Consider the following 20,573-nt stretch of genomic DNA (forward strand, 5'->3'; position numbering starts at 1 on the left):
CTATTCGGCGATGGAGGCCCTGCAGCAGCAGGCCGCCGCGATCGTCAAGGCGAACCCGGCCGTCAACCATGTGATGTCGACGATCGGCGGCAATCCCAACAAGCCACAGAACAACGGCTCGATGTTCGTCGAACTGAAGGACAAGGATCAGCGCGCACCGCTTGACCAGACGCTGCGCGAGCTGCGCACGGCGATCAACAAGATCCCTGGCCTGCAGGCCTTCGTGACGCCGAACCAGAGCCTGCGCTTCGGTGGCCGCCAGACGGCCAGCCAATATCAGCTGGTCATACAGGCACTGAACGCCGACCAGACCAACTTGTGGGCAGGAAAGGTCCAGCAGGCGATGCGCGCCGACCGCCTGTTCACGGACGTGACCTCGGATGCGCAGAACAACGCCCTGCAAGCCAATATCGTCATCGATACCGAGCGGGCAGCCGCCTACGGGATCGACAACGACACGCTGCGCACGACGCTGCAGGAATCCTTCAGCGGCTTTGCGGCTGCGGAAATCCAGTCGACCGGCGACAGCTACGACGTCATCGTCGAATATGACACGAGCAAGCCCTGGGACGACCAGAAGCTATCGGAAATCCGGGTCGCTTCTTCCAATGGCAGCCTGGTGCCGCTGTCGAACTTTGCGCATGTCGAGCGCACGGTCGGACCTGTCACCATCAACCAGACGGGTCAGCTCGTCTCGACCACCGTGTCCTTCAACCTGCCGGAAGGCGTATCGCTCAGCGACGCGACGGCCAGGATCGAGCAGATCAAGAAGGACCTCGACATGCCGGCAGACGTCTTCACGTCCTATGGCGGTACGGCAGAGATCTTCCAGCAGTCGCAGGGCAATACGCCCTATCTGATCCTGGCGGCTGTTCTGACCATCTATGTCGTGCTCGGCGTGCTCTATGAAAGCTTCATCCACCCGCTGACCATCCTCTCCGGCCTGCCGGCGGCGGCCTTCGGGGCACTGCTCGCGCTTAAGATCATGGGCTTCGACCTGTCGATCATCGCCCTCATCGGCCTCCTGATGCTGATCGGTATCGTCAAAAAGAACGCGATCATGATGATCGACGTCGCGGTGGAAACCATGCGCACGACGGGCGAGAAGGCGACAGCGGCGATCCACGAAGCATGCGTGCGACGCTTCCGTCCGATCATGATGACGACCTTCTGCGCCCTGCTCGGCGCCCTGCCGATCGCGCTCGGCACAGGTGCGAGCTCGGAACTGCGCCAGCCGCTCGGCATCGCCGTCGTCGGTGGCCTCATCGTCTCGCAGATGCTGACGCTGTTCATCACGCCTGTCATCTTCGTCGAGATGGACCGCTTCGGGAATTTCCTCCACCGCATGCTCAGCCGCGAGAAGAAGGAAGAGCATGTGGCAGCGGAAACGCGAGCGATGGCCGCGGAATAGAGAGACAGAAAGGGCGCCTTCCGGCGCCCTTTCGCATCAGCGGCCTTCGACCAGCTTGGGGAAATCCGCGACCAGCGTATCCCGCGTCTCGAAGCTGATCGGATTGTCGCTGTAGCGGTGATTGGCGATATAGAGCCTTGCGAAGATGAGCCGCCTGTCGCCCTTGGTCGCCCAGCCGACAAACCAGCCGAGCGGCCGTTCGTAATTGGTCTTGCCGGCCGCATTGCGCAACCAGCCGGCGCCGGTTTTGCTCTGAATATCCCAGCCGCCAGCCGCCTGGAAATGCGGCACGATCGCCTCCGTCATCTGCCGCGCACGTTCCGAAATCGGCAGGATGCCGGTCCGGAAGCGGCGCAGGAAGCGCACCTGATCTTCGGCCGAGATCTTCAGCGAGGACATCAGCCAGGATTCGGTCAGTCCATCCGTATTGCCAGGCCCGCCCGTAACATCCTGATTGCCGTAGCCGAAACGCCTGACGTAATCGGCAAACGCGCGCTTGCCGAGCTTGCGGGTCAGCGCCTGTGAGAACCAGACGATGGAATCCCGCTCCCAAATGGTCGGATCGGTATCCTTCTGCTCGCGTGGGGATCGGTTGAGCTTCGGATCATATGGCCAGAGCGGATTGTGCTCGTCGACCAAAATGCCGGAATCATAGCCCATCATGGCCAAAGGCAGTTTGAAGGTCGACTGCGGATAGAAGCCCTGGTCGCAATTGCCCTGACGGTAAATCGTCTCGCCGGTCTTCTCATCGATGATGACGGTGCAGCGGATCGGATCGGCGGCATCGGCCGGCGATGCACCCATGGAAATTGCTGTAATACTTATGGAAAATGCCAGAAGAAGAAGTCTTTCGAAAGCCACTTTCGTTCTCCATATGGTTCGACCTCGGCTTTCTAGGCCGACCTGGAAGGCTCGATCAAACGATGATATTTCCGGTTAGGCATAAATCAGATTAGGCCATTGCCATGGTTCGACCATATTTGCCGCTGAACTCGCTGCGTGCCTTCGAGGCGGCGGCGCGGCATCTTTCCTTTACCCGGGCGGCGATCGAACTCTGCGTCACGCAGGCGGCCGTCAGCCATCAGGTGAAGCTTCTGGAACAGCGCCTCGGGGTGAGCCTGTTCCGCCGCCTGCCGCGCGGGCTGATGATCACGGAGGAAGGGCTTGCGCTGCTGCCTGCCCTGCAGGATTCCTTCGACCGCATGGCCGATATGCTGGAGCGTTTCGAGGGTGGCCATGTGCGCGAGGTGCTGAAGCTCGGCGCCGTCGGCACGCTCGCCGTCGGCTGGCTCCTGCCCCGGCTTGCCGATTTCCGCGAGCAATATCCCTTCATCGATCTCAGGCTTTCGACCAACAACAATCGCGTCGATATTGCCGCCGAAGGGCTCGACTATACGATCAAGTTCGGCAATGGCGCCTGGCACGATATCGAGGCGGAGGCACTGTTCGAGGCGCCGCTTTCGGTGCTCTGCATTCCCGCGATCGCGCGCCAGCTTTCCTCCCCTGAAGATGTCGCCCATCAGACACTGCTGCGCTCCTATCGCGCCGACGAATGGCCAAGCTGGTTCGAGACGGCGGGTGTCACACCGCCGCCGATCCGGGGCATGGTCTTCGATTCCTCCGTGCTGATGATCGAGGCGGCGCTGCAGGGTGCGGGTGTGGCGCTGGCGCCGCCCTTGATGTTTTCCCGCCAGCTTGCGGCGGGCGAGCTGGAGCAGCCCTTCCCGATCTGGATTTCCAAGGGCAGCTACTGGCTGATGCGGCTCAAATCCCGCTCCGTCACGCCTGCCATGGAGATGTTCCGCAAGTGGATCGGCAGAATGGCCGAGGAGACGCAGGTGCAGCTCGGAAACTGATCAGAGCGCCGTGCATCCGCACAGCGCTCTAACTCTCTAGATTTGCGCATCAGGCTTTCCGAAAATCGATTCCGATTTTCGGGCCGATGCTAAGGCGGGTTGCTTTCCGACCTCTCCTGTGCGATCACGCGCCTCTCAAAACACCTTCGAGGGCGCAGCAAAGCGCCCTTTCGCATTTCGGGGTATCTGCCCCGGCTCATAGATTTTCGACATATTTGATAGGGAGCACGGCCATGGCACGGGCGCTCGGGCTTGACTTCGGCACGACCAATACTGTTCTGGCGCTGGCAGATGGCGGCGCAGACACGCATTCCATATCGCTTACCAGCAGCGCCGGCACGGCCGACAGCATGCGCACCGCGCTCTCCTTCATGAAGGATCCGCAGCTCGGTGCCTCGGCGCTGAAGGTCGAGGCCGGGCACGCGGCGATCCAGCAGTTCATCGACAATCCCGGCGACTGTCGTTTCCTGCAGTCGATCAAGACCTTTGCGGCGAGCGCCCTCTTCCAGGGCACGATCATCTTCGGCAAGCGGCAGAGCTTCGAAGACCTGATGGAAATCTTCATCCGGCGTCTGCGCCATTACGCAGGCGAGAACTGGCCCGAAGATACCGGCCGCATCATCGCCGGCCGCCCGGTGCATTTTGCGGGCGCCAGTCCGGACCCGGTGCTGGCGGTGCAGCGCTACAACGAGGCGCTGACGCGCTTCGGCTTTCCGGAAATTCACTATGTCTACGAGCCTGTTGCGGCCGCCTTCTACTTCGCGCAAAACCTGAAGTCCGATGCGACCGTGCTCGTTGCCGACTTTGGCGGCGGTACGACGGACTATTCGCTGATCCGCTTCGAGACCAGGGCCGGCAAACTGACGGCAACGCCGATCGGCCATTCCGGTGTCGGCGTCGCCGGCGACCATTTCGACGCGCGCATGATCGACAACATCGTCGCGCCACTGATCGGCAAGGGCAGCCATTTCAAGAGCTTCGACAAGATCCTTGAGGTGCCGTCAAACTACTATGCGAGCTTCAGCCGCTGGAACCAGCTGTCAATCTTCAAGACATCGCGGGAATTCGAGGATCTGAAAAAGCTGGTGCGTACGGCCCTGGAACCGGAGAAGCTGGAAACCTTTGTCGATCTCATCGATCATGACGAAGGCTATCCGCTCTATCAGGCGGTCTCGGCAACGAAGATGGCGCTTTCCTCCGCGGAGGAAGCACCCTTCGATTTCGCCCCGCTCGGGCGCGGCGGCCACCGCATGATCAAGCGCAGCGATTTCGAAAGCTGGATCGTCGACGACCTTGCCCGCATCGAAGGGGCGCTCGACGAGGTACTGGAAAAGACCGATACGGATGTATCCGGCATCGACAAAGTGTTCCTGACCGGCGGCACATCCTTCGTGCCGGCCGTGCGGCGCATCTTCACCGAACGCTTCGACCGGGACAAGATCGAGACCGGTGGCGAACTGCTGTCGATCGCGCATGGTCTCGCACTGATCGGCGAACGCGACGATATCAATCAGTGGACTGTGCAATAGCGGCTGAAAGGGCGCCGGCAGACCTGCCCGCCCTTTCATTGCCGTTTTCGCTCCGCTAAAGTCTGTTCATGATCTCCGCCAACGACCTGAGTCCGGCCGAACTTGCCGCGCTTCTGCATTTTCATGCGGAGGCGGGTGTGGACTGGCTGCTGGAGGAAGAGCCGGTCGACCGTTTCGCCGAGTTCGAGGCGATGAAGGCTGCGCGCCGTTCGGCGGCACCGGCCGCGCAACCGCAGCAGGATAGACAGGCACCACCTGAGAGGCAGGCGGCCTCCCGCCCTGCCCCGCCCGCGCCGCAGCAACACGCGGCCGCGTCAGCTCAGGCTTCGCGGCCACAGCCGGCAATTCCCGACGGTGAAGCGGTGCAGCAGGCGCGGTTCGCGGCCGAGAGCGCCCGCTCGCTTGCAGAACTCAAGACGGCGCTCGAAGCCTTCAATGGCTGCAATCTGAAGAACAGCGCACGCTCGACCATTTTCGCAAGCGGCGATCCGGCAAGCGGCATCATGGTGATCGGCCCGGCGCCTGGCGCCGATGACGAGCGCGAGGGAGCGGCCTTTGCCGGCCGGCAGGGCCAGTTGCTGGACCGGATGCTGGCCTCGATCGGGCTTGAGCGGTCAGCCATTCTCCTGACGCAGATCATTCCCTGGCGTCCGCCCGGCAGCCGCATGCCGTCGGCGGCCGAGACGGAGATCTGCCGTCCCTTCATCGAGCGGCAGATCGCGCTTGCCGAACCGCGCGCCATTTTGCTGCTCGGCAACTATACGGCACGATTCTTCTTTGGCGAAACTGACACGATCCACGGGCTTCGCGGCCGGTGGAAGGAGATCGCTGTCGCAGATCAGGTCATTCCGGCCATCGCCAGCCTGCATCCGCAGGACCTGTTAACCGCGCCGGTAAACAAGCGGCTGGCCTGGAGCGATCTACTGGCCTTCAAGGCTAGACTTAAAGAGCTGTCTCTGCTTACAAATTAGCCAAGTTTGAAAATATTATGAATATGTCCATGCAATATACGCATGGCTGCATCCTGCAAGGGTGCATTGAAGAATCAATGCTGCACTGCAATATAGAAGGCGTGTCTTGGGAGGAATGAACAGGAACCAAGGCCATGAGCAAGCGTTTTCGTCCTATACATTGCGGGTTTGAAACCCTGCGCCAAGCAAGCGATCAGGTTCGCACCACACAGGGCTACAGCCGTTTCGGCTTTGCCACAAACGAACAGATGATCGCCCGCGGTACCGGCATCAACGGCCGTACTTCACGTCCGGTGATGATCTTCGCGGATTTCCAGGAATATTGAAAATTCCGGAATGATGATCCGGCAGGCGGTTCGCCTGCCTTTTCGCATTTCAAGAAGTAACGACCGATGTCAACAATTCTGATTTCATTGCTGCGCCACCTCGACTCCTTCGAGCATATCCGTGCTGCCGTCTGCGCCGCGCACGAGTATCGCCGCGAGCTGTGCGACGCGCCGTCCGAGGTCAAGAGCCCGGCTTCCGCCATCGCGCTCTGAGCGTTTTTTTTCACGCGATCTTCGGATTGCAAAACCGCTGCGCACTTTTGCGCGACATGCTTCAGCCGTTTTCGGCTTCGAGCCTCGCCTTGGCGTATTCGAAGGCTTCGTCCACATAGGCGAACTTGATCGCCTGCCAGCCGACATATTCCTTCAGGAAATCGCGCGACAGCCACAGTTGCGACTTCTTCGGCTCGTCGTACCAGCCGACACAGCCGCGCTGCGCGCCCTTGGCAAGCAGCCGCTGGAGGTGCGTGCGCGACATCATGAAATCACCGGCGAGCGCGCGGGTTTCCACCTTGCCGATCGCCAGCCGTGCCGGATCGGTTCCTTCGAGATCGAGCCGGGACATGAAATGATCGATGACCATACCGCCCGCTTCCGTCCAGAGGAACAGCGCCACCTGTTCAGGCGGTTCGCGCCAGTTGATATCCTCGAGGCAGTTATAGGCAACACGCGGCTGGATCTGGCGGAAAAGCGTGGGATTTTCATGCAGGAACGCCGCCCGGTCTCCACCATCGATGAGATCAAGCGCGCCGAGGTTGGAGTACAACCAGCCGAACAATGCCTGGTGGCTGACTTCGGCCGGCTCGAAATGGCGAGGACGGCGGCGTTCGTCACCGGGCGTATGGGTGATGAAGCGGTAGGTGAAGAGCTCTTCGATGAAGGCAAGCACCGTGTTGCGGCTGGCGATCTTGTGCGCCGTGATCTTGCCGGTTAGCCGGACGGCGGTGAAACCCGAGGTCACGTCCCGCGGATCATATTCCAGATGCAGCGCATAGGCCGTCTGCGTCAGCAGCCAGCGTTGATGCGAGGCCAGCAGGCGCGCCAGCCGCGGCCCCGCATCAAACATGCCGCGCATTTGCCCGGCCAGAAAGCGAATGCTCACTACAAAAGAAGGATCCCGCGCCAGTTGTTCCGCCGTGAACGCCATGATGCTTTTCCTCAACCCTCGCTCGCAAGCCAGCGTTCGGAGCAGCGATACCGAAACTCCCCCGGCATCTATGGCCTATCGATTATGCACGGCTTTGAATAAATGAAAGTAATTCACTTTCATAACCATATTTTTGCGAAAAGCGATATCCCAAGATTTCACCATCCCATTCTCTTTTGAGGGGCGGATGACATAATTTTTCAATCAGAGCGATAAAAAATTTGCCTTGTGATATAGGTTCAGCCGCTCAGGATTGCGGCGCACCGGCTTTTCGCGCTTCGCGGCGCTCCAGGCCAAGCTGGTGCTCGCGGTAGATGATGAAGATGCCGGCGGCAATGACGATGACCGTGCCGAAAAGCATCGTACTGCTCGGAACGTCGCCGAACACATAGTAAGCGACGATGCCGCCAAGCAGGATCGAGCTGTATTCGAAGGGAGCGACGGTGGAAACATCCGCGTGCCTGTAGCTCTCGGTCAGGAGGATTTGCGCCACACCGCCGCAGAAACCGGCAGCGATGAGGAAAGGAGCCGAGGACCAGTCGAGCAGAAGCCAGCCGAAGGGGACGGTCGCAAGCGAGAAGACCGAAGCGGTGATCGAGAAGTAGAGGACGATCGTCGCCGTCTTCTCTTCCTCCACGAGCCGGCGCACCTGGATCATCGCCATGCCGCCGAGCACGGCCGACAGCAGCACGCAGAGTGCACCGACCGCCTGTTCAGCCGCCATGCCGCCCTCCCGGAACAGCGTGAGCTTCGGCCAGGAGATGATGGCGACACCGATGATGCCGAAGCAGACGGCGCTCCAGCGATAGACGCGCACCGTCTCTCCTAAGAAAACCGCCGCGAAAATGACGGCGACGAGCGGCGTGGCATAACCGAGCGCGATCGCCTCCGGCAGCGGCAGATGCAGAAGCCCGTAGAAGCCGAGCCCCATCGAGATGATGCCGAGCGTGCCGCGCTTCAGATGGCCGATCGGATTGGCCGTATAGAAGGCAGAGCGCAACTGACGCCGGTAGCCGAGATAGGCCATGATCGGAAACAGCGCGAAGAAGGAGCGGCAGAAAGTCACCTGTCCCGGCGGAATATCCGACCCAGCCAGCTTGATGAATGTCTGCATGGCCAGGAAGACCACGACCGACGAGACTTTCAGCGCAATGCCTCTCATCGGGTTTCTGAGAACCGATTCCATAATCCAGGCTCTTATGCGGGCATGCCGAGCGGGGGAGACGCGTTCGACTCGAACGCAGCGGATGATTTCTTCATCGTAACCGAAGAAATGCACCGGTGGGAAAAAATCTGCGCGCAGTAGAGCGCCGTGCGTCCATTCGGACGCACAAAGGACGCCCTAACTCTTGGAATCTAAGTATCAGGCTTTCCGAAAATCGATTCCGATTTTCGGGCCAATGCTGTGGGCGGCAAGTATTTACCCGCTTTTTGTCTGCCGCTTTTCTGTGCAATTCCGTTTTCTGATGAAAAAACTTCGCGTTTTACGCTTATTCGCCCGAAAATGTTCGCATCCGCACCCATTGCGTTAACCGGTTGCAAACCATGCCACCGCATCGTTCTCAGCTAATTAATCATACAAAAGAATCGCATTCGTTCCGCAGCCAGTCGCGTCAGATTATTTTCAGGATCTTTTTGATGAAGCCGCTCAGCGCAGAGATCGTTTCCCAGTCGCAGAACGCAACGCCCCGCTCGATGCGTGTCGTCACCGATGGCATCAGCACGGATCTGGAGCGCTTCAGCGCCGACAACACCAGCATCGTCAAGCAGATCAAGCTGCTTGCCATCAACGCGCTGATCGAGGCGGCCCGCGCCGGCGAAACCGGCAAGGGCTTTGCCGTCGTCGCCAATGAAGTGCAGCGGCTGGCGCAGATCGCCACGGAGATCACCAACAAGTTCGAAAGCAATGTGCTCGGGCGCATCGGTCTCAGCCGTGCGATGGCGGATTCGCTCGTCACCGAGATGGAAGGCGTGCGGTTGACCGATCTCGCGCAGACGCTGGTTCAGCTCATCGTGCGCAACCTCTTCGAACGCACCGCCGACGTGCGCTGGTGGGCGACGGATCCGGCGCTCTGGCAGGCGCTGCAGGAGCCGGACAAGGATCGTGTCGCGTTCGCGGCCGAACGGCTCGGCGTCATCAACCGCTTTTATACTGTTTATCTCGACCTCGTGATGACTGATCTCTCCGGCCGGGTGATCGCATCGGCCAATCCGACCTTTCAGCGCAAGATATCAGGTTCATCGCTTGCGGGCGATCCGTGGTTCCGGGCCGCGGCGGGCTGCGCCTCCGGCGACGACTATATCGTCGATGAAGTAAAACCGAGCCCTCTCCACGACCAGCGCCATGCGCTCGTCTATGCGACCGGCATCCGCGAAGGCGGCAAGCTCGACGGCAAGCTCCTGGGTACGCTCGGCGTCTATTTCGACTGGCAGAATCAGGGTCAGGCGATTGTCGAGAAGGAAGCGAACCTGCCGCCGCAGCTTGCGGAAAAGACCACCGTCATGCTGCTCGACGGCGCAAGCCGTGTGATCGCCAGCACCAATCCGGCCATGCTCTTCACCCATTTCGCGCTCGCCAACCAGACCGGTCAGCCTAAGGGCAGCTATTACGACAATAACGGCTCGATCGTCGCCTTCGCGCGCACGCTCGGCTACGAGGATTATGACGGGCTCGGCTGGTATGGCGTTGTCATCCAGCAGACGGAAAGCGACGCCGAGATCAAGACTGCGCTCAATCTCAAATAGCGGTCTTCTCCTTTCAGCTGCACATGCACGACAAATTGACCATAATAATTTGGCTGTGAACTTCGCATTCACGGTCGATTTGCTTTAACTTTAGTTCAGACTTTAATGTAATTATGGCGGCCAAATTTCAGCAGAGTGCGCCCGCCTCTGTAATCGGCCATTGTCTAATAAAGGTCTTCAGGCAACATGCGAACAGATACCGGTCAGGTCATCAATCTGGCAGATTACCGCCCAACAGATTTCGTGCTGGAACGCGTCGACCTGACTTTTGAACTGGATCCGACAGAAACAAAGGTGGAAGCGCGGCTGATCTTCCATCGCCGCGAAGGCGCCGATCTTTCCGCTCCCCTCATCCTCGATGGCGACGAGCTCAATCTTTCCAGCCTTCTCTTCGACCAGAACGAACTGGCGCCGGAACGCTATACGGTAACGCCCGAAAGCCTGACCATCCGCGACCTGCCGGAAACGGTGCCTTTCGAAGTGACCGTCACCACGATCATCAATCCGGAAGCCAATACACAGCTGATGGGCCTTTACCGCACCAGCGGCATCTATTGCACGCAGTGCGAGGCCGAAGGCTTCCGCCGCATCACCTATTTCCCCGACCGGCCGGATGTGCTGGCGCCCTATACGGTCAACATCATCGCCGACAAGGATGCCAACCCGCTGCTCTTGTCTAACGGCAATTTCCTCGGTGGTGCCGGCTATGGTCCGGGCAAGCATTTCGCCGCCTGGTTCGACCCGCATCCGAAGCCGAGCTATCTCTTCGCACTGGTCGCCGGCGATCTCGGCGTCGTCGAAGACACGTTCACCACGATGTCCGGCCGCGAGGTCGTGCTGAAGATCTACGTCGAGCATGGCAAGGAGCCGCGCGCGGCCTATGCGATGGACGCGCTGAAGCGCTCGATGAAGTGGGACGAAGAGGTGTTCGGGCGCGAATACGATCTCGACATCTTCATGATCGTCGCGGTTTCCGACTTCAACATGGGGGCCATGGAGAACAAGGGCCTCAACATCTTCAACGACAAATACGTGCTCGCCGATCCCGAGACGGCGACCGATGCCGATTACGCCAATATCGAGGCGATCATCGCGCATGAGTATTTTCATAATTGGACCGGCAATCGCATCACTTGCCGCGACTGGTTCCAGCTCTGCCTCAAGGAAGGCCTGACTGTTTATCGCGACCACGAATTCTCGTCCGACCAGCGTTCGCGCCCGGTCAAGCGCATTGCCGAAGTGCGCCACCTGAAATCCGAGCAGTTCCCGGAAGACGGCGGCCCGCTCGCCCATCCGGTGCGCCCGACCAAGTATCGCGAGATCAACAACTTCTATACGACGACGGTCTATGAGAAGGGCAGCGAAGTCACGCGCATGATCGCGACCCTGCTTGGCCGCGAGACCTTCAAGAAGGGCATGGACCTCTATTTCGATCGTCACGACGGCCAGGCCGTCACGATCGAGGATTTCATCAAATGCTTCGAGGATGCGAGCGGCCGCGATCTCGCGCAGTTCTCGCTCTGGTACCATCAGGCCGGCACGCCGCTCGTGACCGCATCCGGCACCTATGATGCAGGCGCCAAGACGTTCAGCCTGTCACTGGAACAGATGATCCCCGCGACACCCGGCCAGCCGACCAAGGAGCCGATGCATATTCCGCTGAGCCTCGCACTCTTTGCAGAGGACGGCTCCAAGATCGAACCTGCTACCGTCGACGGCGCCGAATATGCCGGCGAGGTGCTGCATCTTACGGCGCGGACACAGACTGCCGTCTTCCACGGTATCGGCTCGCGCCCGGTGGTTTCGATCAACCGCAGCTTCTCTGCGCCGATCAATCTGCATTTCGATCAGAGCCCGGCCGATCTGGCGCTGCTCGCCCGCTATGAGACGGATCATTTCGCCCGCTGGCAGGCGCTGACGGATCTGGCGCTGCCGAACCTCCTGAAAGCCGCCCGCGATGCCCGCGAGGGTGCGCCGATCGTCTGCGAACAGACCTTCGTCGATACGCTGATTGCGGCGGCTGCCGATGAAAGCCTCGAGCCTGCCTTCCGCGCCCAGGCGCTGGCCTTGCCGAGCGAATCCGACATCGCCCGCGAGCTCGGCAGCAACATAGATCCCGATGCCGTCCATGCCGGCCGCCAGGCGATCATGAAGCAGATCGCCGAAGCCGGCAAAGCCACCTTCGCGGCCCTCTACGACGCGATGACCACACCGGGTGAATTCAGCCCGGATGCCAAGAGCGCCGGCCGCCGCGCGCTGCGCAACACCGCCCTTACCTATCTCTCCTATGCCGAGGGCAGCCCGGCTCGCGCCAAGGCCGCCTTCGACGGCGCCAACAACATGACCGATCTCAGCCATGCGCTGACGATCCTCGCCCATCGCTTCCCCGACAGCGCAGAGGCCAAGGCGGCGCTCGAATCCTTCCGCAGCCGTTTCTCGGAAAATGCGCTCGTCGTCGACAAGTGGTTTGCGATCCAGGCCGGCATTCCCGGGTCGGGCGCGGTCGATCGCGTCAAGGCGCTGATCGAAAACCCGCTCTTCAAGCGCACGAACCCGAACCGCATGCGCTCGCTGGTCGGCACGTTCGCCTTCGGCAATCCGACCGGCTTCGGCCGCGCCGACGGCGAAGGCTACCGTTTCCTCGCCGGCGAGATCCTCGACATCGACCAGCGCAACCCGCAGCTAGCCGCACGCTTGCTGACCTCGATGCGCTCCTGGCGCTCGCTGGAATCGGCCCGCGCCGATCATGCACGCTCGGCACTGATCGAGATCGAACGGGCGGCCAACCTTTCAACCGATGTCCGCGACATCGTCGAGCGCACGCTCAAGGGGTGATTTTCCGCAAATGATTTGCCGCCTAGCTGTCTTCCACCCGTGGGACAGCTAGGCCCGCCATCAGCGAATCCCTCCGAAAAACCAGCAATCCCAAATGGTTAATAAATTTTTACCGCCGGCTCTGGACAAGGCGAATCACGCATGATTCTCTAGGTGTAGTTCGAGCGAGCGGCGCGCGAATCACACGAGGGATTAGGTTCAGAGATGATGGACGTGCGGCGGGCAACCGCGGCCGAAGGACGGCTGCGTGTCGATTTTGGCGGGCTCAAAGCCTGGCGCGACAGCCTGTCCGGACAGACCGCAAAAGCTCCTGAGCCATTGCTGCGCCACCTGCCAAAGGCAGAGCTTCTCCTGAAGCGGACGATCCCTGTTCTCATTGTTGCCTTTCTTGCTGTCGTTGCGGCCTCGCATTTCTTCGGCATGGTCAGCGAATATAGCCGCATGGAAGCCTCCGCACGGCATGCAACGGCGCTTTCGGCTGCAACGGCGGCCGCCGTCTTTGCCGATGCGACCGATCTCTTCGACGGCGGCAGTACCGCAGAGGCGCAGGCGCGCCTTGCGAAATTCCTGCCGCAGGATCGGCTGGAGAACGGCGCCTTCGTGCTGCTGGTGCAGGCAAGCGGCAAGGTGTTTGCGGCAACGACGGCCGGTGCCTCCTATATCGGCGCCGATGTCTCGGCCCTCTTCCCCGAGATCTCCGCGATCCGCCGCTTCGGCGACCGCACCGATGTCATCGAAACGAGCATCGGCGGCGAGCTGCACTATGCCGAGATCTCCCTGATGGGCACGGCGGGCGGCTATATCGTTTCCGCCACGTCGCTCAACGAGATCAACCGTCTCTGGCGCGAGGAGCTGACGCTCAACGTCACACTGTTTGCCGGCATCTCCTCCATCCTGCTTGTCATCCTCTACGCCTATTACATGCAGGTGAAGCGGGCGCGCGATGCCGACGACATCTTCCTGGAATCCAATCTCAGGGTCGAGACGGCGCTGTCGCGCGGCCGCTGCGGCCTTTGGGATTTCGATTTCCACAATCGCGAATTCTTCTGGTCGCGCTCGATGTACGACATGCTCGGGCTTGCCGGCTCCGACAAGACGATGGGCTTTGCCGATGCGGCAAGGCTCATGCATCCGGAGGATAACGGTCTGCATGAGATCGCTCGCGCCGTCGCCAAGGGCGATTCCGGCCAGGTCGACCAGATCTTCCGCATGCGCCACGCGAGCGGCCACTATGTCTGGATGCGCGCTCGCGCCCAGGTGATCCGCGGCCATTCCGGCCGCGTGCACATGATCGGCATCGCCATGGACGTGACCGAACAGCATCGGCTTGCTCAGCGCTACGCCGAAGCAGACCAGCGTCTGGCCGATGCTATCGAGTGTACCTCGGAAGCCTTCGTGCTGTGGGACAAGAACGACCGGCTCGTCATGTGCAACGCGCATTTTCAGCAGGCCTACGGACTTCCGGACAGCGTGCTGGTGCCCGGCACGGAACGTACGGTCGTTCATGCCGCTGCGGCGCGGCCCGTCATCGAGCGGCGCATTGCCGATGCGGACGGTTCCGGCTATTCGCGCACGACGGAAGTGCAGCTTGCCGACGAACGCTGGCTGCAGATCAACGAACGTCGCACCCGTGACGGCGGTCGCGTATCGGTTGGCACCGACATCACGCCCTTGAAGCGTCACCAGGAGCGCCTGCGCGACTCCGAGCGCCGACTGATGGCGACGATCAACGATCTCTCCGCCTCCCGCCAGACGCTGGAACTGCAGAAGGCCGAGCTTTCGACCGCCAACTCCAACTATCTGGTGGAGAAGGAACGCGCGGAGGCCGCCAACAAGGCGAAGTCGGAATTCCTCGCCAACATGTCTCATGAGCTGCGCACGCCGCTCAACGCCATCCTCGGCTTCTCGGAAATCCTGCAGAACCAGATGTTCGGGCCGCTCGGCTCGGCCAAGTACAATGAATATGCCCGCGACATCCATGACAGCGGCAAGCATCTCCTCAACGTCATCAACGATATTCTCGACATGTCGAAGATCGAGGCCGGTCACATGCTGCTGTCGCGCGAGCGCACCGACCTTGCGCCGCTGATCGAGGAAAGCCTGCGCTTCACCGCCATTCCGGCCGCTGAAAAGAACATCGTCATCGAGCAGCGCATCTCCTCGGGCATGACGCTGATGGCCGACCGCCGCGCCATGAAGCAGGTGCTGCTGAACCTGCTCTCCAATGCCGTGAAGTTCACCAATGAAGGCGGGCGCATTGCGGTTCGTACCCGCCGCGTCGCCGATGGCGTCATGGTCACTATCGCAGATACCGGCATCGGCATCCCGCGCGCAGCACTCATCAAGATCGGCCAGCCCTTCGAGCAGGTACAGAGCCAGTATGCCAAGAGCAAAGGCGGCTCCGGCCTCGGCCTCGCCATCTCCCGTTCGCTGACAAGCCTGCACGGCGGCAGCATGAAAATACGCTCGCGCGAGTCGGTCGGAACGGTCATCTCGCTGCGTATTCCTGATCACGCCTGAGGCAATCCGGTCCTACGCCTTCACCACCGTCTGAAGGACCTTACGGACCGCCTTGGAAAGCCGCTTTACTTCGCCCTCCAAAGTCTTGATGTCAGGGCAGTCTCCGGCCCGGCAGACGAGCTCGGTCAGGCCCGCGGGTGCTTCCTTGGGATCGAAGAGGCTGTCGATGCAGAGCCGGATCAGTTGCGAAAGCTCTGTGTAGAGCGCGAAAGCTTCGAGGCAGGTATCGAGATCGGCGGAGGTCATCAACTTGTCGCCGATCGTCTTCAAAGCGGCACCGGTGGTAAGGCCGTTGATCTTGGTCTCGACACCCTTTACCGGCGCGATCAGGGCCAGATATTGGGCGATGAATTCGATATCGATCACGCCGCCCGGAATGAGCTTCAGATCCCAGCCATTTTCCGGCGCCTTTTCCTTTTCGATCAGCTCGCGCATCTCCGCGACGTCGTGGGCGACCTTGGCGATATCGCGTTTTGTTGAGAGCACGTCAGCAATGATGCCTTCCGCCTCGCCGACCAGGCTTTGGTCGCCGCAGATCAGTCGGGCGCGCGACAGCGCCATGTGCTCCCAGGTCCAGGCCTCTTCGCGCTGGTATTTGCCGAAGGAATTGATACGGGTCGCGACCGGTCCCTTGTTGCCGGAGGGGCGAAGCCGCATGTCGACTTCATAAAGCACGCCTTCTGCCGTGGGGGCCGAGAGGGCAGCAATCAGGCGCTGGGTGATGCGGGTGAAGTATCGMGTCGCATCGAGTGGTTTTGCACCGTCGGATTCGCCAGCGGCATCGTCGTAGTCGTAGAGCAGGATGAGATCGATATCGGAGCCTGCCGTCAGTTCGAAGCTGCCGAGCTTGCCCATGCCGGCAATCGCAATCCGTCCGCCGGGATAATTTCCGTGTGCAACGCGGATCTCGTTCATGACCGCGTCGAGGGCGGCTTCAATGATGAGATCGGCGAGATGGGTGAAGGCGCGCGCGGCCATGTCGCCATTGATTGCGCCTGTCAGCAGGCGGATACCGATCAGGAAGCGCTGTTCTGACGCGAAGATGCGCAGCCGGTCCAGCACTTCCTCATAGTGTCGGGCCTGCACCAGCGAGGCCTTCAGCCGCTCGCCGAGATAGTCGCGCGTTGGCAGCTCGGCCATCAGGCCGGGGTCGAGCATGCCGTCGAAGACATGCGGGCGGGCGGCGATGACTTCCGCGAGCTTCGGCGCCGAGGACATGATGTTGACGATGAGGGAGAGCAGCGCCGGGTTGCTGCCAAGCAGCGAGAAGAGCTGGATGCCCGACGGCAGGCCGGAAATGAAGCTGTCGAAGCGCAGCAGCGCCTCGTCCGCCCGCTTGCTTTCGCCGAAGACGCGCAGAAGCCCGGGCGTCAGCTCCGTCAGCCGCTCGCGCGCCTCGACCGATTGCGTGGCACGGTAGCGGCCGTAATGCCAGGTGCGGATGATGCGGGAAATATCCGAAGGGCGTTCGAAGCCGAGTTTCCTCAGCGTCTCCAGCGTATCGGGATCGTCGCCCTGGCCGGTAAAGACGAGATTGCCTGTCCCAACGGAGAGTTTGGTTTCCTGTTCGAAGAGGTCGGCATAACGCCGCTCGACCGCCTTGAGCACCTCCACCAGCCGCTCGGAAAAACTCGGCGTATCGGTAAAGCCCATCAGGAAGGCGATACGCTTCAATTCCGCGTCCGTCTCCGGCAGAAGATGGGTCTGCTCGTCGCGCACCATCTGGATGCGGTGCTCGACATCGCGCAGGAACCAGTAGGCTTCGGTCAGCTCGTCTCGGGTTTCCGCGTCGATCCATTTTGCCCTGGTGAGTTCGGCCAGCGTCTCCTCGGTGACGCGGGAGCGCAGAGCCGGCATGCGCCCGCCGGCGATCAGCTGCTGGGTTTGCACGAAGAATTCGATCTCGCGGATGCCGCCGCGGCCGAGCTTGACGTTGTGGCCTTTCACGGCGATTGCGCCGTGGCCCTTATGGGCATGGATCTGCCGCTTGATGGAATGGATGTCGGCAATCGCCGCATAATCGAGATATTTGCGGAAAACGAAGGGAGCGAGGCCGCGCAGGAACTGCTCGCCTGCCGCGATATCGCCGGCAACCGCACGGGCCTTGATGAAGGCGGCCCGCTCCCAGTTCTGCCCCCTGCCCTCGTAATAGATCATGGCGGCATCGACGGGGATTGCGAGCGGCGTGGAGCCGGGGTCAGGCCGCAGCCTGAGATCGGTGCGGAAGACATAGCCATCCGCCGTGCGCTCCTGCAGGATGCGCACCAGCCGTCGCATCATGCGTGGGAAGATCTCGATCGCATCATCGGGGTCGGGCACGATGCCGGCCTCTTCATCGAAGAAGATGACGAGGTCTATATCGGAGGAATAGTTGAGTTCGGAGGCACCGAGCTTGCCCATGCCGAGAACGATTACGCCGGAGCCTTCGCTGGGAGCGGCGATATTTTTCAGTTTCAGCTTGCCGCTTTCATGCGTCGACAGCAGCAGGTGATCGATGGCGGCCTCGACCGAGGCCTCGGCAAGTTCGCTGAGCCAGCCGGTTGTTGCGCGACCGTCGAAGATACGGGCGAGATCGGCAAGGGCTACGAGGAAGGCCACCCTGCGCTTGACGATGCGCAGCCTGCTCATCACCTGGCTTTCGCCGGGCGTACTTCCTTCGCCGTCCGGTTTCCAGCAATCGCGCGCTTCTGCAATCAACGCTTCGATCTGCGGCTCCAGCGGGTCGCTGATAGCGGAAGCAAGGATTGCCGGATCGAGATTGGCGATTTCGCGCAGGTAGGGAGAGAGCGTCAGGACGGCGGCGATAAAGTCGCGCAGCGACCCCTCGGCTTTCAGCATCTCAGCCACGACAGGCTCGCTCTTGCCGATATCCTGCAGGTCGGCAAGCGCCGACTTCAGTTCCGCCTGGCTCAGCGGCCGCAGGAGTCCTTCAGCGACATCCTTCAGGCCGTGGTTCGATTTCGTCAGCATTTGCTCTCCCTGCCATGCAGCAATGCGACTTTAAACTAGGGTGTCGAAACGAAAGCGCCAATATGAAAATGATCAGGAAAATCAGGCTGCCTTAGCGGGGAAAACCATACTGACGGTGAGGCCGGGGCGTTCGGTATTGCCGGGCTCGGTGTCGGACAGTTCCAGCGTGCCACCATGCAGCTCCATGATCGCTTCGACCAGCGAGAGGCCAAGGCCGGTGCCCGGCTTCGAGCGGCTTTCATCCAGGCGCACGAAGCGCTTCACTACGTCCTCGCGCCTGTCGAGCGGCACGCCCGGGCCGTGATCGGCGACGGAAAGGCAGATGCCGTCAGGGCGGCGGCTGAGCTTCACCGAGACGGCGCCTGGCCCTTCGGTATCAGCGGAATATTTGATCGCATTGTCGAGCAGATTGAAGATCGCCTGGCCGATCAGTTCGCGATTGCCCTGGATCTCGATGCTGGGCTCGATCTCCGAGGTCAGGGCCATGCCCGCCTCATCGGCGACAGGCTCATAGAGTTCGGCGCTGTCGGCGACGATGGCGGAGAGCTCGATCGGCGACATTTCGGCGGCGACGGAACCGGCTTCCACGCGGGAGATCATCAGCAGCGCATTGAAGGTGCGAATCAGCTGGTCGGATTCTGAGATGATGCCTTCCAGCGCGCCGCGGCGCACCTCGCCGTCCTCAATGTCGAGCGCATCGGCGGCCTTGTTGCGCAGGCGCGTCAGCGGCGTCTTCAGGTCATGGGCGATATTGTCCGAGACCTGCCGCAAACCTTCGTTCAGCTTTTCGATGCGTTCCAGCATGTTGTTCAGCGAGACGGAAAGACGGTCGAACTCGTCGCCCGAGCCGGCGACCGGCAGGCGCTGCGAGAGATCGCCGGCCATGATCTTCTTGCCGGCGTCCGACATGCGGTCGATGCGTTTCAACGCGTTGCGGCCGATGCCGAACCAGATGATGATGGCGCCGAGGCCCATGATGGCGAGCGCGATCATCAGCGCCTGGCGCACCAGCACGCGGAAGCGTTCCGGCTCGCCGAGGTCGCGGCCGATCAGCACGCGCAGGCCATTGTCGAGAACGAAGATGTTGGCAATCGCCGTATGCCGCACCACGCCGCTATCGGTATAGCGCTGATACATGAAGGGCACCGAGGTCCAGCCCTGCTCCTCGAAAACACCCGGCTGCACGGAGGCGACGTTGCCGGCAAGGATATCACCCGAGGGGCCTGCAATGAGGTAGAGATTGGCGCCCGGCTGACGGGYGCGGCGCTCCATCGTGCGCAGAAGCAGGTTCATGCCGCCGGCATCATAGGCGCGCTGGACCTGCGTCACTTCCTGGGCGACCGCATCGCGGATCTGGCCGGTCAGCAGCCGCTCGGACATCGCCGTCACATAGAAGACGAGCGTTGCAGCGCAGATGGCGAAAAGCAGGATATAAAGTGCCGAAAGGCGGACTGCGGTGGACTTGAAGAGAACCCGGAAACGGCTCATCCCTCATCCTTGATCATGTACCCCGCACCTCGGATCGTCTTCAGCAGCGGCTGGCTGAAGTCTTTCTCGATCTTGGAGCGCAGGCGCGAGACATGCACGTCGATGACATTGGTCTGCGGATCGAAGTGGTAATCCCAGACATTCTCCAGCAGCATGGTGCGGGTCACGACCTGACCGGCATTCTTCATCAAATATTCCAGCAGGCGGAATTCGCGCGGCTGCAGCGGGATTTCCTTGCCGCCACGGCGAACCTCATGGGAAAGGCGGTCGAGCTCGAGATCGCCGACGCGATAGACGACATCCTGATCCGGCGTGCCCTTGCGGCGACCGAGCACTTCGACGCGGGCAAGCAGCTCACTGAAAGCGTAGGGCTTCGGCAGATAATCGTCGCCGCCGGCGCGGAGACCCGTCACGCGGTCGTCGACCTGGCCGAGGGCAGAAAGAATGAGAACGGGCGTGTGGATGCCCTTGCGGCGCAGCTCGCTGATGACGGAGAGACCATCGCGGCGCGGCAGCATGCGGTCAATGACGATGACGTCGTAAGTATTCTCCGATCCCATGAAAAGACCGCTTTCGCCGTCGCTTGCATGGTCCGCAACGATCCCCGCCTCACGAAAGGCTTTCGTGAGATAGACCGCCGCTTCGAGATCGTCTTCGATAATGAGAATCTTCATGCGGCCGACATTACCCGCCGGTTGCTTTTCGGCAAGGCTCAAAGCGTCTTCCTGTTGGGGGGAGGTCATTGCGGGCGTCCTTCATAATTGAAGAATTTGGC

General features: G+C 61.1%; 15 protein-coding genes. 9 read left to right on the forward strand and 6 right to left on the reverse strand.

Going from position 1 to position 20,573, the window contains the following annotated elements:
- The coding region (locus AC1DTN_RS35465) for an efflux RND transporter permease subunit (RefSeq protein ID WP_477924784.1) at positions 1-1,411 on the forward strand (1,411 nt) is incomplete at its 5' end.
- A 36-nt stretch (positions 1,412-1,447) separates the two neighbouring features.
- On the opposite strand, the gene blaOXA is transcribed toward AC1DTN_RS35465, so the two are convergent.
- Positions 1,448-2,272, reverse strand: a complete 825-nt coding sequence (gene blaOXA, locus AC1DTN_RS35470) for a class D beta-lactamase (protein WP_477924786.1) — start codon at positions 2,270-2,272, stop codon at positions 1,448-1,450.
- Between the two features lie 104 nt (positions 2,273-2,376).
- Here blaOXA and AC1DTN_RS35475 point away from each other — a divergent pair, with 104 nt between their 5' ends.
- From AC1DTN_RS35475 to AC1DTN_RS35495, 5 genes are all read left to right on the forward strand, one after another.
- Complete coding sequence (locus tag AC1DTN_RS35475; protein WP_477924788.1) at positions 2,377-3,267, forward strand: LysR family transcriptional regulator; 891 nt, start codon at positions 2,377-2,379, stop codon at positions 3,265-3,267.
- A 233-nt stretch (positions 3,268-3,500) separates the two neighbouring features.
- Positions 3,501-4,796 (forward strand): Hsp70 family protein, encoded by a 1,296-nt coding sequence (locus AC1DTN_RS35480; protein WP_477924790.1) that lies wholly within the window; start codon positions 3,501-3,503, stop codon positions 4,794-4,796.
- A gap of 68 nt (positions 4,797-4,864) precedes the next feature.
- A complete protein-coding gene (locus AC1DTN_RS35485; protein ID WP_477924792.1) occupies positions 4,865-5,767 on the forward strand; it encodes a uracil-DNA glycosylase in 903 nt (300 codons plus the stop codon).
- A gap of 134 nt (positions 5,768-5,901) precedes the next feature.
- A complete protein-coding gene (locus AC1DTN_RS35490; protein ID WP_113324116.1) occupies positions 5,902-6,093 on the forward strand; it encodes a hypothetical protein in 192 nt (63 codons plus the stop codon).
- A 66-nt stretch (positions 6,094-6,159) separates the two neighbouring features.
- A complete protein-coding gene (locus tag AC1DTN_RS35495; protein WP_310382760.1) occupies positions 6,160-6,306 on the forward strand; it encodes a hypothetical protein in 147 nt (48 codons plus the stop codon).
- Between the two features lie 61 nt (positions 6,307-6,367).
- On the opposite strand, the gene AC1DTN_RS35500 is transcribed toward AC1DTN_RS35495, so the two are convergent.
- The gene (locus AC1DTN_RS35500) at positions 6,368-7,240 is read right to left on the reverse strand and encodes a hypothetical protein (RefSeq protein ID WP_477924795.1); all 873 of its coding nucleotides are present in this window, start codon (positions 7,238-7,240) and stop codon (positions 6,368-6,370) included.
- A 247-nt stretch (positions 7,241-7,487) separates the two neighbouring features.
- Positions 7,488-8,426 (reverse strand): DMT family transporter, encoded by a 939-nt coding sequence (locus AC1DTN_RS35505; RefSeq protein ID WP_113324118.1) that lies wholly within the window; start codon positions 8,424-8,426, stop codon positions 7,488-7,490.
- A 452-nt stretch (positions 8,427-8,878) separates the two neighbouring features.
- Between AC1DTN_RS35505 and AC1DTN_RS35510 the strand changes: the two genes are divergently transcribed.
- The 3 genes from AC1DTN_RS35510 (at position 8,879) to AC1DTN_RS35520 (ending at position 15,340) form a co-directional block, all read left to right on the forward strand.
- A complete protein-coding gene (locus AC1DTN_RS35510) occupies positions 8,879-9,985 on the forward strand; it encodes a methyl-accepting chemotaxis protein (RefSeq protein ID WP_439014445.1) in 1,107 nt (368 codons plus the stop codon).
- 186 nt (positions 9,986-10,171) lie between these two features.
- Entirely contained in the window at positions 10,172-12,820 is a 2,649-nt protein-coding gene (pepN, locus tag AC1DTN_RS35515) for an aminopeptidase N (RefSeq protein WP_439014444.1), read from the forward strand.
- A gap of 204 nt (positions 12,821-13,024) precedes the next feature.
- Positions 13,025-15,340 carry a PAS domain-containing sensor histidine kinase gene (locus AC1DTN_RS35520; protein WP_310382755.1) on the forward strand — a complete coding sequence of 772 codons (2,316 nt, stop codon included), beginning with the start codon at positions 13,025-13,027 and terminating at the stop codon, positions 15,338-15,340.
- Positions 15,341-15,352: 12 nt separating this feature from the next.
- Here the strand turns inward: AC1DTN_RS35520 and AC1DTN_RS35525 are convergent, their stop codons facing one another.
- From AC1DTN_RS35525 to AC1DTN_RS35535, 3 genes are all read right to left on the reverse strand, one after another.
- Positions 15,353-18,310, reverse strand: coding sequence for a bifunctional [glutamine synthetase] adenylyltransferase/[glutamine synthetase]-adenylyl-L-tyrosine phosphorylase (locus AC1DTN_RS35525; RefSeq protein WP_439014442.1), 2,958 nt, complete (start codon positions 18,308-18,310; stop codon positions 15,353-15,355).
- An 81-nt stretch (positions 18,311-18,391) separates the two neighbouring features.
- Positions 18,392-19,798, reverse strand: a complete 1,407-nt coding sequence (locus AC1DTN_RS35530) for a sensor histidine kinase (protein WP_477924798.1) — start codon at positions 19,796-19,798, stop codon at positions 18,392-18,394.
- Positions 19,795-20,541, reverse strand: a complete 747-nt coding sequence (locus tag AC1DTN_RS35535; protein ID WP_029616368.1) for a response regulator transcription factor — start codon at positions 20,539-20,541, stop codon at positions 19,795-19,797. Before AC1DTN_RS35535 ends, AC1DTN_RS35530 begins: the two co-directional genes overlap by 4 nt.
- Between the last annotated feature and the right edge of the window lie 32 nt (positions 20,542-20,573).

Source organism: Rhizobium sp. 01T444 (genome assembly GCF_056398305.1).

What these genes read in the sequence shown, in the direction of transcription:
- AC1DTN_RS35475 (WP_477924788.1), top strand. Translation starts at nt 2,377, where the DNA reads ATGGTTCGACCATATTTGCCGCTGAACTCGCTGCGTGCCTTCGAGGCG.
- AC1DTN_RS35480 (WP_477924790.1), top strand. Translation starts at nt 3,501, where the DNA reads ATGGCACGGGCGCTCGGGCTTGACTTCGGCACGACCAATACTGTTCTG.
- AC1DTN_RS35485 (WP_477924792.1), top strand. Translation starts at nt 4,865, where the DNA reads ATGATCTCCGCCAACGACCTGAGTCCGGCCGAACTTGCCGCGCTTCTG.
- AC1DTN_RS35490 (WP_113324116.1), top strand. Translation starts at nt 5,902, where the DNA reads ATGAGCAAGCGTTTTCGTCCTATACATTGCGGGTTTGAAACCCTGCGC.
- AC1DTN_RS35495 (WP_310382760.1), top strand. Translation starts at nt 6,160, where the DNA reads ATGTCAACAATTCTGATTTCATTGCTGCGCCACCTCGACTCCTTCGAG.
- AC1DTN_RS35500 (WP_477924795.1), bottom strand. Translation starts at nt 7,240, where the DNA reads ATGGCGTTCACGGCGGAACAACTGGCGCGGGATCCTTCTTTTGTAGTG.
- AC1DTN_RS35505 (WP_113324118.1), bottom strand. Translation starts at nt 8,426, where the DNA reads ATGGAATCGGTTCTCAGAAACCCGATGAGAGGCATTGCGCTGAAAGTC.
- AC1DTN_RS35510 (WP_439014445.1), top strand. Translation starts at nt 8,879, where the DNA reads ATGAAGCCGCTCAGCGCAGAGATCGTTTCCCAGTCGCAGAACGCAACG.
- pepN (WP_439014444.1), top strand. Translation starts at nt 10,172, where the DNA reads ATGCGAACAGATACCGGTCAGGTCATCAATCTGGCAGATTACCGCCCA.
- AC1DTN_RS35520 (WP_310382755.1), top strand. Translation starts at nt 13,025, where the DNA reads ATGATGGACGTGCGGCGGGCAACCGCGGCCGAAGGACGGCTGCGTGTC.
- AC1DTN_RS35535 (WP_029616368.1), bottom strand. Translation starts at nt 20,541, where the DNA reads ATGACCTCCCCCCAACAGGAAGACGCTTTGAGCCTTGCCGAAAAGCAA.